Origin of the sequence: Paenibacillus sp. FSL H3-0302 (genome assembly GCF_037982245.1) — a bacterium.
In the GTDB taxonomy this organism is placed as follows: domain Bacteria; phylum Bacillota; class Bacilli; order Paenibacillales; family Paenibacillaceae; genus Paenibacillus_AQ; species Paenibacillus_AQ odorifer.
Map to the genome: position 1 here is coordinate 475,538 of NZ_CP150284.1, position 14,944 is coordinate 490,481.

The window sequence follows — 14,944 nt, forward strand, 5'->3', positions numbered from 1 at the left end:
ACCTATGGTGGGCGTCTTTTTGTCTTAATTAAAAATAGAACTCTGAGTGAGTCTTGGTCCATCCTGAATGACCGTTATGGAGTCGTTTCCACCTACATAAATTCTATTTGTGAGCGGGTTTAGCACAGTGCTGCCTGATACGGAGGAGAATCTTGCGAGCCGTTTAAACGTGGTGGCGTTATAAACGGACATATGATTCTTATCAAAATTACCAACAAATAAATGATTTGTATTCGGGTTGATAATCATGTTGGAGGAGGTAGGCAACACCTTTGTGGTTATAATTTTGTTGTTGCGCCCGTCTATGACAAACAGCCTGCCCTTACCCTCCACTTGTGCACTTGAGACATAAATACGATTCGTCAGCGGATTTATAACGACCTCACTTTGCAAACGTCCCAGCTGTACACTACGCAACAATTTATTGGTTCGGCCATTGATCACAGAAAGAAACCGGCTCAAGTTATTAGCGACATAAATACGATTGGTAATTTTATTAAGTGCTGGCGCTATCACGGGGTTACTTCCGACTTTTATTGTCGCAATGATCGCCTGTGTAGTTCCGTTAATGACGGTGACGCTATCATTTACTGTATTGGTCACATAGACACGGTTGGTAAGCTCATTGATAACAATTCTGGAGGGGCGTCCACCGATTTCAATCTTTTTACGGACCTGATTTGTTTTCCCGTCTATGACGAATAGGGTTCCGAATGCGCTAGTTACATAAATCAGATTGGTTCGAACATTTACTCCGATATTGTCTGGGAATCGGCCTACTTTGACAGTTTTGATTACCTGGTTTGTCCGCCCGTTTATGACAGATACGTTTTCGTCACGGAAGTTAGGTACATAAATCCGGTTGGTTTGGGGGTTGATTCCGAGCTGAGACGGCAGTCTTCCTACAGGGATCCGAGCGATAATGCGATTAGTTCTGCCCTCCAATACCCCGATAGTTCCAGCCTCGGTGTCTGGGTTTACAAAGTATACTCGATTCGTGACGACATTTACTTTTATATCTCCGATCGGTCCGGCAGAGCGGACTGTAGCAATCACTTTTGGCTGCGCCATGCTTTTACCCCTTTCCAAGTAAATAGATACTTCATTATATTTAGGCTTAGGCAAAAGGGTACTTCATTTATCCTTGCAAGATATATATTAGGAGTGTAGAATGGTACTCCATTATCCAAATATTAGGTTAGGTGTAAGCGTTTTATTTTTTGAGAAATTGAGATTGATTGGAGGTTGGGGTTGAAATGGTGAAATCAGTGTTGTCGGATATTTTATTAACACCTGATAAGATGCAGGTTCATAGCGAATTATTAGAGGAAATTGGGCAGTATTTCACACAAGAAATTCTAAATCATCCGTTAATGAAAGAGGAGAGTCAGCGGGTAAGTATTCTCCTTGATGGATCGACCGCACTTGGTGTGGTGGATGAGCAGTCGGATGTGGATGTAATCATTATTTGTCAGGACGAGTATTATAGCAGCATTAATCATCGGTTCGAGCAAGCGGGGCTGATCCCGGAGCAAAGTAGTTTTTTTATGGATTTACGACTTCCCAGCGGCAAGACCGGACATTACACACTGCATAAAATATCAGAAATCAAAGCGGCGTTAATGAGCGGAAATATGGAATGGCTGTGGAATGCTTCTATTTCTTATATCTACTATGACCGATTGGATGTAAAGTCACTTTTTGATGCCTATGTGCCCCTCCAACCTGGAGTCCTAATGAGATTTCGTAAGAATTCATACATACAGTTACGAAGTTATGCCAAAAGCTTAGATAATCCTGTAGTGCGTGGCGACGCCTTTCCTATTTTATTTTTAGCGGTTTCTCTTTATAAAGAAGCATTACGCTGTGCCATTACTATTGAAGGTCACCCCTACCCCTATGACAAATGGCTGGTACCTGTAGCCAAACAAACGACTGTCGGCCAAAAGATTTTGGAGTGTGCAGGCGATTTTTGGAGTTTTATTAGAGATGATGAATCCTTTGCCCCTATGTACCAAGAGGATAATAACTTTGTCAAAATGGAAAAACGATTCCGGAAGATACTTGTAGAGGAATTCCGCATGCGGGGGATCGATGAACCTTGGTTAGTAGAGTGGTGGAAGTTTATGGAGGAGTGAGTGGAGCTATAGGGTGTTTGGGTGAGTAGAGTAGCTGTGGTGGCGGGGTTGCTGGGGATGGCTGTAGTGGGCTGAAATGGTTGAAGCGGTGGAATGGCTGAAGTGTTTGGGTAGCGTAGTAGCTGTGGTGATTAAGTAACTTAAATGACTCCCCTTCCTCCTCTTGATTATGGTAAGGTATATTGAAGTGGAATTTTAGTGAGAGGTGATTATATGGACGGGACAGTTTCAATATTAGGAGTTCCCTTTTCAAAACTAACACTACATGAGACAACACTTCATCTAACAAAACATATTCAATCTGGGGAATCGAAACTTTTCCATTTGATCACGGCTAACCCGGAAATTACGATAACAAGTCAATCGGACGAGCTGCTACGAACCATACTTCAAGAAGCGGATTTAATCACTCCTGACGGGATTGGCATTGTGATGGCATCAAAAAGAAAAGGCGATCCTATTGCTGAGAGGGTAACTGGATATGAGCTGCTTCTTGAGCTTTTGGAGCAAGGAAATAGCTTGGGCTGGAGTTTTTATTTCTTGGGAACAGATGAGCTTACCAGCTGTAGAGCGGTCGAAAAGATCACGGAGTTATATCCGAATGTGAAGATTGCAGGAAGACATAATGGTTTTCTTACCAAGGAAGAGGAGCCTGCCATTGTAGCAGAAATACAGCGCGCACAGCCAGATTTCCTGATCGTTGCGATGGGTGCGCCATACTCTGACAAATGGGTATATAAGCACAAACAGGAGCTTACGCAGGTAAAAGTTGTTTTTGGCGTGGGGGGCAGCTTAGATGTAATAGCGGGAAAAGTTACTCCTGCACCAGCGCTATGGAAAAAACTCAATCTGGAGTGGTTGCATCGACTTTTGTTCGCTCCCGTTGCGAAGGGACAAAAGTCGCGATGGCGCAGACAGGCAGTACTGCCCAAATTCGTGTTCCGAGCTATGATTAGGAAATGAAGAAAAGGCCTCGTTTATGGGGGCCTTTTTTAGGTTCGGTTGGTGGGAGAGGAGGAGGGGGCAGATGTGAGTGTAGGAAGTAAGGAGCAGGGGTAAGTATTGGGATTGAGGTAAGGAGTAGGAGTAAAAGTGAGTAGTGGGAGTATGTGTAAGAGTAGTGAGTAGAATGTAAGTGCGACTATAGCTGTGACCTTTAAACAAATTAATAATAATAAACAACACCGATTCTGGTTGATGCCATAGTCTCGTATTTAATTCAAACTAAAAGCTAAAGAGGAACAATAAGGGCAAAAATGCCCCTGAGTCACTGGAATTCCGCCCGAAGTGGGAAATAGAAGGCAAAAATGCCCTAGATCGGGTGCAATACAACCCGAAGTGGCAAAAGAAAGGCAAAAATGCCCTAGATCGGGTGCAATTCAACCCGAAGTAGCAAAAGTAAGACAAAAATGCCCTAGAATCGGTGCGATTCAGCCTAAAGAGGCAAAAGAAAGGCAAAAATGCCCTAGATCGGGTGCAATTCAGCCCGACGAATCAAATCAGCGTTATAAATCCCGTAGACTGAGCCGAATCCGGCCCGACGAAACAAATCAACGGTATAAATCCCGCAGAATGAGCCGAATCCGGCCCGACGAAACAAATCAACGGTATAAATCCCGCAGAATGAGCCGAGTCCGGCCTGAAGCAGCAAATCAACGGTATAAATCCCGCAGAATGAGCCGAGTCCGGTCCGACGAATCAAATCAACGGTATAAATCCCGCAGAATGAGCCGAATCCGGCCCGACGAAGTGAATCAACGGTATAAATCCCGTAGAATGAGCCGAGTCCGGCCCGAAGCAGCAAATCAACGGTATAAATCCCGCAGAATGAGCCAAATCCGGCCCGAAGCAGCAAATCAACGGTATAAATCCCGTAGAATGTCCCCAGCCCGCTCGGTTACTATCCATTACCAACAGGGAGTCGGTTTTCGTCACACATTTAATGTGATCCCTACTATGATGAGTGAAATTTGTTTAATTGAGCAGATACATCCGCGTTAATTGAAAATAGGGTAGGAGTTTATCGCTGCAAAATAAAAAAACTGACACCGCTATACCAGCGATATCAGTTTACAGAGCTTAGCGATTAAGCTAGCGGCTGCCTATTTTTAGCTTGTTCCTCTCGCATCCACTGTGACAACTGGCGTTTGAGCTTAAGGAACTCGGGAGAGTCCGTAATCTCATCACGGCGTGGCCGCGGAAACGGCACATCGACTGTATGCAGAATGGAGCCGGGGCGACCGGAAAATACATAGATACGATTAGAGAGCAGCAACGCTTCTTCGATGTTGTGAGTGATGAACAGCACAGAGCGGCGATTCTCTTCCCACAGCTCAAGTAGCCAGCGCTGCATTTCACTGCGAGTTAGTGCATCCAGTGCGCTGAAAGGTTCATCCAGCAACATTAGCTCCTGCGGAGCGAGCAATGCTCTGAGAAAAGCTGCACGCTGCTGCATCCCGCCAGACAGCATATGCGGATAAGCATGTTCGAACCCGCTTAACCCAACCTTGGCAAGCCACTGGCGCGCTTCCTCGCGGGCTCCATCCCGCAGTGCGCCCTTGATCTCCCCAGCAAGCAGCACATTATCCTCAATCGTACGCCAAGGAAAAAGAGCAGGCTGCTGCGGCATATAACTAATTTCACCGCGTTGACCTGTAACGACCTTACCGTTCATGCGGATCGTGCCTGCATCGGGTTTCACAAGGCCGCCAATCATATGGAATAAGGTGCTTTTTCCGCAGCCGGAAGGACCAACGATCGAAACGAACTCTTGTTGCTCTACCTTGAGAGAGACATTATTCAGAACGTTCGTCTCACGGCGACGATGGGAAAAAGATTTGGAGATGCCGCTCACTTCAAGGGCGGGTGCCACGGTATGAGCTTCAGGAGAGCTTATGACTTCTGTTGTTCTGTGTTGCATTTGCGTCGCTTGAGACATACAGGCATCTTCCTTTCTATGAGTTACGGCGCGGCTTCCAGCGAACCAGCCATTTTTCCAGCAATGCAATAATAGCAAAGAGTACAAGACTTAAAAGTACAATAATAACAATAGCAACAAACATCCGATCCGTACGATATGCGGATTTCTGCAGAAGCATATAATAGCCAATACCTTTATCCGCGCCAATCCATTCAGCGACCACGGCGCCCATAACCGCATAAGTAGCAGATATTTTTACGCCGGAAAATAGTGCCGGGATAGAAGAGGGCAGCTCCAGCTTGGTGAAAATTTGCCACTTGCTTGCGCCAGCCATTTTCATATAATTCATCATGACCTGATCACTTTGGGCCAGACCGCCCATCGCAGCGACAGCTACCGGGAAGAAACATACTAGTGTAATCAGCACGATTTTGGGCAAAAGACCAAAGCCGAACCAGATAATGAGCAGGGGTCCGAGCGCGATGGAGGGAACATTTTGACTCAGAATAATAAGTGGATAAAAAGCCCGTCTAGCCCAAGGCAAAAGATGCAAAAGCAAAGCAACGATCAGGCCTACCCCCGTACCAATGGGAAAACCAATTAAAGTGAGCCGCAGCGTAGCCATCGTATGAGCCCAAAGACCAGAAGCGTTACTGGTGGATTCACGAGCAATATCAGCAGGACTCGGCAGAATCCAGGATTCAATATGAAATACAGATACAGATAGCTGCCATACGGTTAAAAAGAAGACGACCGCCACAAGGGGCGGCCATATTAGCTTCCAGGTCGATCTCACGGCCGATATTTCTCCGTCAATTTATCCATGCTGATTCCGTTAGGATTATGAGCGATTTTGATCTGCGAAATTACGCTTGGACTGCCTGCTTCGATCAACGCCTCCTGCATCTGACGCACAACCTCCAGCAGCTCGCTAAGCTCACCTTCCATTGTGGTTTCCAGCGGATTCACTTGATGTTTAACACCGGATTTCTGAATGACCTCAATCGCTTTATCTACGTATGGGATGGAATCCTCGTTGTTCGGAGTTTTTGGAATTACTTGAATGCTTAGTAGGGTGTTAGCCACAATAATCAATCCTCTCATTTTATAAGGTAAGTTCAAAAAGCCAACTTTGATAACGAAGTAATTCATTACAATTGTTGTTTACTCCGCCGGTAAAAAATCATTACTGAATGCACTAGCAGCATCCAGCGGTTTATCCAGCAACTTCAGATCATACATCCAGTCGCCGTAATTTTGCCAGACCTCGGTTTTTTGCTCGCCCCAGCGGGCAGCATCGTCCTTGTATTTTGGGCTAAGCCATTTTTGGCTAGCTAGGACAAGGTCGGCGTCCAGGTCAGGAACGGCCTTCGATAACATACCGGCAGCCTCTTCCGGATGATCTATGGCATATTGATAACCTTTTGATGTGGCTTTCATGAAGGCCTTCACCAGATCAGGATGATCTGCAATTTGCTTCTCACTCGTCGTCAGCACAGGCGTGTAATAATCGAGCTGCGGCGCATAATCCTTTAAGTACAGCATATCCAATGGCTCGCCACGTAACTCAGCCTCAACACCAGTCCAAGCGTAGAAAATCCAGGCGAAATCAATGTCACGTTTGACGGCGGTAAAATAATCAGCTTCACCGATACTGATCAGCTTCACCTTTTTCACATCGCCACCTTCAGGATCCATGATAGCTTTCATGGCTGCTTCTTCGGCCGGTGAGCCCCAGCCTCCGTAGGTTTTACCTTCAAAATCCTTTGGTGATTTAATATTGCGATCTACTGGAGCAGCGAATCCCGACGTATTATGCTGAATAATAGCTGCTATCGAGACAAGGGGTACGCCTTGTAGACGGGCTAGTGTTAATCCTTCTTGGGCGCTGATGCCAAATGCGGCTTCGCCAGAAGTAACCATAGTATCAGAACCCGCTGCGCCTGGCTGAACGATCTCGACGTCCAGACCTTCTTCAGCGTAGTAACCAAGATCCTTAGCTACGTATAGACCGGTATGATTTGTGTTCGGTGTCCAGTCGAGTGCGACTTTAACTTTGGTGAGCTCTTTTGGAGCATCCGTCCCAGCCGCAGCAGTTGGATCAGTAGCATTTGCTTTGTTTCCGGCTGTATTCCCATTGTTGCTGCCGCATCCGGCAATGGCAAGAATGAGTACACAGGTGAGGCACAACGTAAGTGCTTTTTTAAGGTGCATGTCTTCTTCTCTCCTTTAAGGTTACAAGAATCCCGTCTTCACAACATGAACCGTAAAGTGTAGTATGTACGTTTTTCTACATCTTTTAGTGATCTTACAAAAAAAGCGCCCCGAGTGATCGGGACGCTGGCTTGGCGCAAGGTTAGTTAAGGTCACAGGGACCAGAACCAATTGGCGATTCCTACGCTGGCATTATCCAGATCAGGTATAAGGGTCAGTATCTTGTGGGATACAATCTCAGCCGGCCAATTCCAGCACCCCTGGTTCTATGAAGTTAACGGGTATTTCTATGTGCAATATAAGTAAGCATAAGTTTTGTACCCATACTTTATATCTTATATTTCTCGCATACGGTGTATTATAGACGGCTGTACTCGGAATGTCTAGTAGTGCACTCCTGAATTTTTCCAATCCAGTAGTTTCTTTTTTGCTAGTCTAGATCTTTATATTTCTTGCGGTGACGCCGTTTAAGCTCACTAACCAGCGCCCCTAGCGTGAGGACAACGCTGATCAGAATCCCGCTCATGATCACGAAGAGGGCAAGAAATTCAAAGGGAGAATAACCAATCATTTTACTCCATTGAATCTTTCCATCCAGATCGTCAATGACCTGATTCATGCCGTAAATCCCGCTTACTACCGTAAATACAGTAAGAATCATCAGCAGATTATCCCGTCGCTTGGATTGAAACTTATCCTGATACTGAAACAGGTCATTTAAGGTTTCTTTCACTTCCTCGAACAAAGCATCGTTTCCGTATACTTTACGCAGCTGAAGAAATATCTCCCGGCCCTGCGACTGGGAAATCAACTCCAAGAAGTAGAACTTTGCCGAGAACTTATTAATGGAGTAGATTAGATTGTCTATTTCCTCATAATCATGATTAATCCGAAGTCGGGAGTGCATATTGGCTAGCTTTAGCAGAACGATTTTGTGGAAAATATTGAGTAAAAATCCGTAATAATATTGCCCGTACATCTGGTTGGCTAGACTAACAGCAATCTCCTGTTCAGCGCGGGTCATGCAGCAAAAGGTCTGCTCATTCATCATATAATACGTGTCTGGACCCCAGCGATTATAGGAGTGTTCATGACAATAGTTCGCAATATATGCTGGATCGCTGGCACTGGCATAGGGCTTTCCGTTTAGATCAATTCCATCAAGCTGTGAGGCACGATAGCGCAGATTTACACTAATCTCATCAGAGCTTTCTTCATTCTGAAAGCCATAAAAAGCTTGCACCTGCATTCTTTCATCTACGAAAAAAGGAAGGGTCTCGAAATAAGCCCCATTGATATCCGATTGATCCAGATATGGCTCCAGTCCATCCACCAAATTTCGGAAGACAAAATCCTCTACCATCTCATAGGTCTGTTCCCCGCAATGAATATAAGTGTAATCATCCTGTATGAAGGTATTCTCTAGCGCACGGAAACGATCCGCGAATTCTAGGGCAATACTAAAGGGAATTGAATCCCCCTCCAGCTGGACACGTATCGTCACGAATCCAAGCTGAAAAGGACATATGAATATATCCGTCGAGAGAATTTTGAAAAATATAGATTGCTGCGGAATCTCCAGAATGCAGTCGAGATTATTTACTCTGGAAAAACGGCGAAACGAGTCGGCATCCTTCCTGCGTGGAAAAAGGACATGTGCAGCAAACGGTAAATAGGTGCGCTCCATTCGTTCATGGGAAACACAGTAGCCATCTCCGTAGTAGGCAGCTTCAAGCTCTTTATTATCCAGAAAAAAACGTGTGAAGCCGTCATCCTGTAATTGCTGGATAAGCTGCTTAGAATCGCCCTTTTTTATAGAAAAGGGAAATATAAACTGCATGAGCGCAGTATGTAACAAAGGCTCAGTTGAAGACTCATTCATTCATCGTCCATCCTTGTGCTCAGAATATGCTTATAGATCACATTACCCTAAAAGGATAACGTTGATACTGTTCTAAATACGGGAACTCTTTCCTTTCACCGCTTGCATGGACTGGAACCTCCATGCGGCAATGCTTAGCAGAAACAAGAAGGCGGCAAAAGCGGCGAGTAATCCGGCTGTTTGTGCCACTTCTAAATGGTCCATAGACCAGCCCATAAACAGAGGTAGCAAAGCACCGCCAACACCTCCGGAAGCAATCATAATGCTGGGTGTTGACTCTTCGGTGCCAGGCAGCATTTTGCTGGAGAAGACTAAAGCAATGGAGAAAATACCGGACATAAACAGCCCCAGCAGCAGAATTACAATGAAAGCAGCCATTCGATTGTCAGTGAACGGAAAGAGTGTCAGCAGTAACAAGGTAAGTAAACAGCTGCTGAGAATGTACACGCGGTAAGATATTTTTTCGGCAATTACACCCGCAAACAATCTTCCTGTAGACATCGCCAGCCAAAAGAAAGTGACTGTCAGTGCTGCGGCAGACTCCGTCATCCCTAGCTTGGCAATAAAGATAGCCGGCATAAAGTTGACTAAACTCATCTCTGTGCCTACATAAAGAAAAAAGAAAACGATGAAGATCCCTAACAGAATCCATTGCTTACCTTTATACGGAAATTTTTTGTTAGAACGTGAGCTTGAGGATTGCGAATTGTCTGCTCCTTGGACAGAGGCACGTTCATCCAGCATTCGTTGTAGATTACCGAAATGCCCTCTTGTCCAGAGGATAAGAGAAATTAAGGAGAAGGCAGCGACGATTAGAAAGGCCAATCTCCACGCTCCGGCAGCAATGAGTGGACTGGCGATAAGCGGCATCACGAGTGCGCCTATCCCGAATAGCACTTCAAGCCGGCTCATTGCAATAGCAGTTCCTTCGGTTACAGCACCAATAATAATGGTGCCGATAACCGCTTCGATCATCCCGAAACCAAAACCTGCGGCAACAGCGATAACATACATCCAGCCCCAAGGTGGTAGAAAGGCGTAGGCAATTTCTGCAACTAGTAGAAGACTGGTGGCAATGAGGATGCCTCCACGTTTACCGAAGCGGCGATTAAGCAGGGGAGAGACCAACACGCCTGCTAAAAAACCAGCGAATTGACTAAAGATTAATTCACCGCCAGCACTATAATTTTGATCATAATGTTGCAGTAGAACGGGCAGAATAGATCCCAGCACAACATGTGCCAGACCGATAACGAAGTAGGAAAGACAGCCGATCCAAATCAGTTTTTTCACGAAGTAAGCTCCTTATCTTGAAGTAGTTTATGAAGTAAGGTCGGATTCAATGTGAACCTGAAGGGTACATTATAATAAGCACCATTGTTATGATAAATCCAAACGGTGAGCTTGGATATATAAACTTTTGTTTACATGCTTGAAGGGAGAGATTTACGTAATGGATAACAAACAACTGGAGCAACTCATTATTAAGGCATTGGATGACAACAAGTTCGGTTCCTTTGGTACGATCGAAGAAGGAAATAAGCCGAAAGTACGTTATATGGCCATTTTCCATGAGGGTTTGAGAATTTATTTGGCTACAAATCGCAAAACTCATAAAGTGGAGGAGTTATCCGATAATCCGAATGCTTTTGTACTGCTCGGCTATGAGGCAGGCGGAAGCAAAGATGTGCTGGAGATTGAAGCAACTGCTACCGTCTCTAAGGATGAAGGCTTGCGCTCCAAGGTATGGAATAAAGAGCTGGAGCCATGGTTTACAGGACCTGATGATCCTAATTATGTAATTCTGGAGCTTACTCCAACACGTATTGAGTATGTAGGCAGCAATAAAGAGCATGGAGTATGGCAGCCGTAAGCTTTAGCGTTGAATTGATCAAACAGCCCTCCTATCCCATATGGGGTAGGAGGGCTGTTTGATGTGTTATAATGACTTCAACTTTTTAGGTATTCATATCGGGGAGGAGCTAAAGCTACATGAGCGTTACTCTGTTATATATTGAAGATGATCGTGAAATTGGCAGTGTAGTGTCTGCTGATTTAAGCGAAAGAGGATATAGTGTCCGCTGGTTACGGAGCGGCGAAGGAGCGATGGAAGAAGCCGGCGCCTGCCAACTGGCTATTCTCGATGTTATGCTACCAGGTCTGGACGGGTTTACGATCGGGCAACGTTTGAAACGTTCTTACCCTAAGCTGCCCATTTTGATGCTCTCCGCCCGGACCTCGATTGATGATAAGCTGCAAGGTTTGGAGTTCGCAGATGATTATTTGACCAAGCCCTTTCATCCGGATGAATTGGCCGCTCGAATCGAGGTGCTGCTCCGAAGGAATGGGGCATCGGTTCAGGATTCACTCACACTTAAACATCTAGTCGTATATGAAGGGGATAACCGCGTGATGAATGCTCAGACTCAGGAAGAAATCATGCTTACAGGTAAGCAATTTCAGATTTTTTCCTATTTGCTGCGTCATCTTAACCAAATTATGACGAAGGAGCAGATCTACGAGGCCGTGTGGGGTGAGGCTTATATCGAAGGAGATAAAACTCTGATGGTACATATTCGTTATTTGCGTGAAAAGCTGGAGCTTGATCCGGGTAATCCGGAAATTATCGAAACTGTCCGTGGGATCGGCTACCGGGTAAGAGCATGAGAGGATTAGAGCGCATTCGCAAGAAACGTAATTCCTCTTTGTTATCAGGGTATTTGCTAATTATCGTATCTGCACTGCTATTTATCCCTGTGGTCCTTCCGTTGTCTTTTGTTGGCTACAATATCCTTAACGAAGTGACCAAAGGTGCCTCGCCTGTAGATACATCCCTGTATTCGAATATTGCACCGCTGGAGACTATGTGGCATAAAGAGGCACTTCACTTAGAAAGTGCCTCTTCGGAAGCCATAAATCAGCGGCTGCATGAATTGAGTCGAAAATACACTGAGGCTACTATGTTTTGGGTAGACGGGCAGGGAAAAACCCAGTTGATTCTCACGCCTGAAGAAGGGGATAAGGATAAGATTTACCCTGAAGTTCCTGATCAGTGGACTGCGGCTGAGGCTATTTCATTTATGAAAGAAAGTACGAATCGTGATCCTTTAGCCATCGTTGCTTTCGTGGGGGACAAAGTGGAGGCAGACAAGGGATTTATGGTGATGCAAATTCCAAGCAAGCTGCTGAACAAAGGGGCTTATGGGGGATTAGGGGCTTGGGCTTGGTATAACTTTGTGTTATTTACCCTTTTTGGAGGGTTCGCTCTGGTTTCATGGATGTTCTTTAGAAAAATTCGCAAACGGCTGCTGCAACTGCAAACCGCGATGACGATCACAGGCCCGGATAGAATGCCTAAGTCTATAGTGACAGGAAAACTGGACGAGATCGGTCGCTTGGAGGAAGCTTTTAATACGATGGTAACTAAACTGGATGAAAGCCGACGCAGGGAAATAGAAGAGGAAGAGTTGCGTAAGCGTCTAGTCTCGAATTTATCTCACGATTTACGCACACCCCTAACCGTCATTCGCAGCCATATCCATGTTATGACCAAAGAGGATCTGACCTCAAAAGGTAAGCAGTCCTTACAGCTTATGGATGAGCGTATTGCGGATCTTAGCGTCCTGATCGAGAATCTTTTATCTTACAATCTGCTCAATAGTGGACGGGTAACCTTAAAGCTGGAACGTAAAGATGTTTTACGCTTGTTACGGGAAAGTGCGGCTGCTTGGTACCCCGTATGGGAAAAAGAGGGCTTCGATATTGATATTAACCTGGAAGCCGAACCGCTATTCTGGAGGGTGGATGAGGTCTGGTTCCGCCGTATTCTCGATAATTTGTATCAAAACATTGTACGACATGCCAGCAGCGGGCATTATGTCGGGATCTCAACGGAGCAACGTAATGAACAACGTGCCATAATTATTGCGGATCATGGTCGAGGCATTCAGAGTCCATCCGATTACAAGGGGGCAGGTTTGGGATTGTCTATCGTCGATCTTTTGATGAAGCATATGGAGCTGGAATGGGTTGTGGAGAGCACAGGCAAAGGCACTTCTATTGTAATCTTTGATCCGCGTCGTGAAATTTAAACAAAACTTAAACTTGGCACTTCCTTGTTCTTAACCTTGGGACGTTATGCTGTATACCGAGGTGAAGAACATGGAAGAAACAGTGATTAAAACTAAGGATTTATTGAAAAAATATCGTGGCCGGGCTGCGGTAGAAAATTTGAATTTAAATATCCGTAAGGGAGAGATTTATGGTTTTCTGGGTCCTAACGGAGCTGGGAAAACTACAACAATCCGTATGCTGCTTGGCCTAATTACACCGACATCTGGAAAAATTGAAGTGTTCGGCCAGGATCTTCGGAAGAATAAGATGCAAATTTTACGGAAGGTAGGGTCGCTTGTCGAATCCCCCTCGTATTATGGGCATCTGAGTGCTGTGGACAATCTCGAAGCGATCCGCCGCATTCTGGATGTTCCGAAGTCACGAATCGCTGAAGTGCTAGATATTGTTTCTCTAACCGGGGAAGAGAGACGTCCGGTCAAAGGGTTCTCCCTCGGGATGAAGCAGAGACTCGGTATCGCAGCTGCCTTGCTAGGGAATCCAGAGCTGCTTATTCTGGACGAGCCAACGAACGGACTCGACCCGTCAGGGATTCAGGAAATTCGTGGGCTTATCAAACGTTTGCCACAGGAACAAGGAATTACGGTTGTAGTATCCAGTCACCTGCTTAGTGAAATTGAACAAATGGCAGATACCGTGGGTATTATTCGCCAAGGGCAAATGGTATACCAAGATACAATAGCTAATCTGCAACAACAGGCTGCTGGCGAGATACGCCTTGCGGTTTCGGAACCAGAGTCTGCGTTACGTCTCGCTGGAGGCCGGGGGTATGAAGGGACACTACAAGAGCAAAAACTGATTTTTTCAAGAATGAACGATGCAAGAGTAGCGCTGCTAGTCAAGGCTTTGGTAGAGAATGGGCACGCTGTCTATCGTGTAGAGGAGCGGAGACAATCGCTTGAGGACTTCTTCCTACAGGTTGTGGGAGGCGGGGAATCATGATGTGGCGGGCGTTGTCAGCGGATTGGCTTAAAATCCGCGGCAAAGGAATTTGGTTTCTAGTGTTTCTAGGACCGATTGGTCTAGTAGCCATGCAGGGCCTTAACTTTGGCCTTCGTTATGATTATCTGCGTCAACAGTATAGCGCGGATTTATGGGGAGGACTTCTGGATAATGTGTCCGGGTTTGTGCCCACAGCTCTTTTTCTGGGAGGCACTTTAGTATGCTCGTTGATTGCAAATGTCGAACATCAGATGAGTTCATGGAAGCAGCTCTTGGCACTGCCTATCTCTCGTACCTCAGTGTTTATGGCTAAGTTAATGCTCTGTCTGCTGCTAGTGGCAGTTTCCTGCTTGTTGCTCTCAGTGGGGATAGTTGTTTTAGGGCTTATTTTGGGCTTCAAAGCGGATCTTATTCCTTATGTGGATGTAGTGCGGATTGGCTTTATGTCCTATATTGCGGCTCTGCCGGTCATCGCGCTACAGCTGTGGCTTTCCATGGCTAATCGTAATCAGACACTGCCAGTTGCCCTGGGGATCACATTATCTTTGACGTCATTTTTCTCCATGTTCCTTTCGGCGTGGGTGCCTTTAACATGGCCATATTTGGCGTGGGACTCTTCTAATCGCCTTTTGTTCAGCGGTGCGGGTCTGCTGCTGGGAATGCTGGTGTTTTTGCCGGGTGCAGTGCATTTCGCTCGAAAGGATGTGGATTAAGATG

At 45.7% G+C, this 14,944-nt stretch carries 15 protein-coding genes and 1 riboswitch; of the genes, 7 read left to right on the top strand and 8 right to left on the bottom strand.

The window, feature by feature from the left end; genetic code table 11:
* Positions 1-24 precede the first annotated feature (24 nt).
* Positions 25-1,071: a YncE family protein gene (locus tag MHH50_RS02115; RefSeq protein WP_340033890.1), complete on the bottom strand. Its 1,047-nt coding sequence runs from the start codon at positions 1,069-1,071 to the stop codon at positions 25-27.
* A 185-nt stretch (positions 1,072-1,256) separates the two neighbouring features.
* Between MHH50_RS02115 and MHH50_RS02120 the strand changes: the two genes are divergently transcribed.
* Together MHH50_RS02120 and MHH50_RS02125 are read left to right on the top strand one after the other, a co-directional pair.
* Entirely contained in the window at positions 1,257-2,138 is an 882-nt protein-coding gene (locus tag MHH50_RS02120; protein ID WP_340033891.1) for a nucleotidyltransferase domain-containing protein, read from the top strand.
* 213 nt (positions 2,139-2,351) lie between these two features.
* On the top strand, positions 2,352-3,101 hold the full coding sequence (locus MHH50_RS02125; protein ID WP_076124599.1) for a WecB/TagA/CpsF family glycosyltransferase: 750 nt from the start codon (positions 2,352-2,354) through the stop codon (positions 3,099-3,101).
* 502 nt (positions 3,102-3,603) lie between these two features.
* On the opposite strand, the gene MHH50_RS02130 is transcribed toward MHH50_RS02125, so the two are convergent.
* The 7 genes from MHH50_RS02130 to MHH50_RS02160 all read right to left on the bottom strand — a co-directional run bounded on the left by MHH50_RS02130 (position 3,604) and on the right by MHH50_RS02160 (position 10,447).
* Complete coding sequence (locus MHH50_RS02130; RefSeq protein ID WP_340033892.1) at positions 3,604-3,993, bottom strand: hypothetical protein; 390 nt, start codon at positions 3,991-3,993, stop codon at positions 3,604-3,606.
* 231 nt (positions 3,994-4,224) lie between these two features.
* Complete coding sequence (locus MHH50_RS02135) at positions 4,225-5,058, bottom strand: ABC transporter ATP-binding protein (RefSeq protein ID WP_076124748.1); 834 nt, start codon at positions 5,056-5,058, stop codon at positions 4,225-4,227.
* A gap of 34 nt (positions 5,059-5,092) precedes the next feature.
* A complete protein-coding gene (locus tag MHH50_RS02140) occupies positions 5,093-5,854 on the bottom strand; it encodes an ABC transporter permease (RefSeq protein WP_036682669.1) in 762 nt (253 codons plus the stop codon).
* Complete coding sequence (locus MHH50_RS02145; RefSeq protein ID WP_036682688.1) at positions 5,851-6,144, bottom strand: MTH1187 family thiamine-binding protein; 294 nt, start codon at positions 6,142-6,144, stop codon at positions 5,851-5,853. The genes MHH50_RS02140 and MHH50_RS02145 overlap by 4 nt, the downstream gene beginning before the upstream one ends.
* A gap of 78 nt (positions 6,145-6,222) precedes the next feature.
* Complete coding sequence (locus MHH50_RS02150) at positions 6,223-7,272, bottom strand: ABC transporter substrate-binding protein (RefSeq protein ID WP_076124596.1); 1,050 nt, start codon at positions 7,270-7,272, stop codon at positions 6,223-6,225.
* A 161-nt stretch (positions 7,273-7,433) separates the two neighbouring features.
* A riboswitch (TPP riboswitch) is annotated at positions 7,434-7,544 on the bottom strand.
* A gap of 158 nt (positions 7,545-7,702) precedes the next feature.
* Entirely contained in the window at positions 7,703-9,154 is a 1,452-nt protein-coding gene (locus MHH50_RS02155) for a hypothetical protein (RefSeq protein WP_052096734.1), read from the bottom strand.
* A 72-nt stretch (positions 9,155-9,226) separates the two neighbouring features.
* Positions 9,227-10,447 (bottom strand): MFS transporter, encoded by a 1,221-nt coding sequence (locus MHH50_RS02160; RefSeq protein WP_076192749.1) that lies wholly within the window; start codon positions 10,445-10,447, stop codon positions 9,227-9,229.
* Between the two features lie 160 nt (positions 10,448-10,607).
* On the opposite strand from MHH50_RS02160, the gene MHH50_RS02165 reads away from it, so the two are divergent.
* The 5 genes from MHH50_RS02165 to MHH50_RS02185 all read left to right on the top strand — a co-directional run bounded on the left by MHH50_RS02165 (position 10,608) and on the right by MHH50_RS02185 (position 14,940).
* Complete coding sequence (locus tag MHH50_RS02165; RefSeq protein ID WP_038568443.1) at positions 10,608-11,027, top strand: pyridoxamine 5'-phosphate oxidase family protein; 420 nt, start codon at positions 10,608-10,610, stop codon at positions 11,025-11,027.
* 119 nt (positions 11,028-11,146) lie between these two features.
* Positions 11,147-11,821, top strand: a complete 675-nt coding sequence (locus MHH50_RS02170) for a response regulator transcription factor (protein ID WP_038568445.1) — start codon at positions 11,147-11,149, stop codon at positions 11,819-11,821.
* On the top strand, positions 11,818-13,245 hold the full coding sequence (locus tag MHH50_RS02175; protein WP_076304327.1) for a HAMP domain-containing sensor histidine kinase: 1,428 nt from the start codon (positions 11,818-11,820) through the stop codon (positions 13,243-13,245). Before MHH50_RS02170 ends, MHH50_RS02175 begins: the two co-directional genes overlap by 4 nt.
* A 70-nt stretch (positions 13,246-13,315) precedes the next feature.
* Positions 13,316-14,227 carry an ABC transporter ATP-binding protein gene (locus MHH50_RS02180; RefSeq protein ID WP_076307938.1) on the top strand — a complete coding sequence of 304 codons (912 nt, stop codon included), beginning with the start codon at positions 13,316-13,318 and terminating at the stop codon, positions 14,225-14,227.
* The gene (locus MHH50_RS02185; protein WP_340033893.1) at positions 14,224-14,940 is read left to right on the top strand and encodes an ABC transporter permease; all 717 of its coding nucleotides are present in this window, start codon (positions 14,224-14,226) and stop codon (positions 14,938-14,940) included. The genes MHH50_RS02180 and MHH50_RS02185 overlap by 4 nt, the downstream gene beginning before the upstream one ends.
* Positions 14,941-14,944 lie beyond the last annotated feature (4 nt).

Bases quoted from the DNA above. Each gene is read 5' to 3' on its own strand.
- MHH50_RS02150 (WP_076124596.1), bottom strand. From the start codon at position 7,272: ATGCACCTTAAAAAAGCACTTACGTTGTGCCTCACCTGTGTACTCATT.
- MHH50_RS02115 (WP_340033890.1), bottom strand. From the start codon at position 1,071: ATGGCGCAGCCAAAAGTGATTGCTACAGTCCGCTCTGCCGGACCGATC.
- MHH50_RS02135 (WP_076124748.1), bottom strand. From the start codon at position 5,058: ATGCAACACAGAACAACAGAAGTCATAAGCTCTCCTGAAGCTCATACC.
- MHH50_RS02125 (WP_076124599.1), top strand. From the start codon at position 2,352: ATGGACGGGACAGTTTCAATATTAGGAGTTCCCTTTTCAAAACTAACA.
- MHH50_RS02120 (WP_340033891.1), top strand. From the start codon at position 1,257: ATGGTGAAATCAGTGTTGTCGGATATTTTATTAACACCTGATAAGATG.
- MHH50_RS02170 (WP_038568445.1), top strand. From the start codon at position 11,147: ATGAGCGTTACTCTGTTATATATTGAAGATGATCGTGAAATTGGCAGT.
- MHH50_RS02155 (WP_052096734.1), bottom strand. From the start codon at position 9,154: ATGAATGAGTCTTCAACTGAGCCTTTGTTACATACTGCGCTCATGCAG.
- MHH50_RS02165 (WP_038568443.1), top strand. From the start codon at position 10,608: ATGGATAACAAACAACTGGAGCAACTCATTATTAAGGCATTGGATGAC.
- MHH50_RS02175 (WP_076304327.1), top strand. From the start codon at position 11,818: ATGAGAGGATTAGAGCGCATTCGCAAGAAACGTAATTCCTCTTTGTTA.
- MHH50_RS02185 (WP_340033893.1), top strand. From the start codon at position 14,224: ATGATGTGGCGGGCGTTGTCAGCGGATTGGCTTAAAATCCGCGGCAAA.
- MHH50_RS02180 (WP_076307938.1), top strand. From the start codon at position 13,316: ATGGAAGAAACAGTGATTAAAACTAAGGATTTATTGAAAAAATATCGT.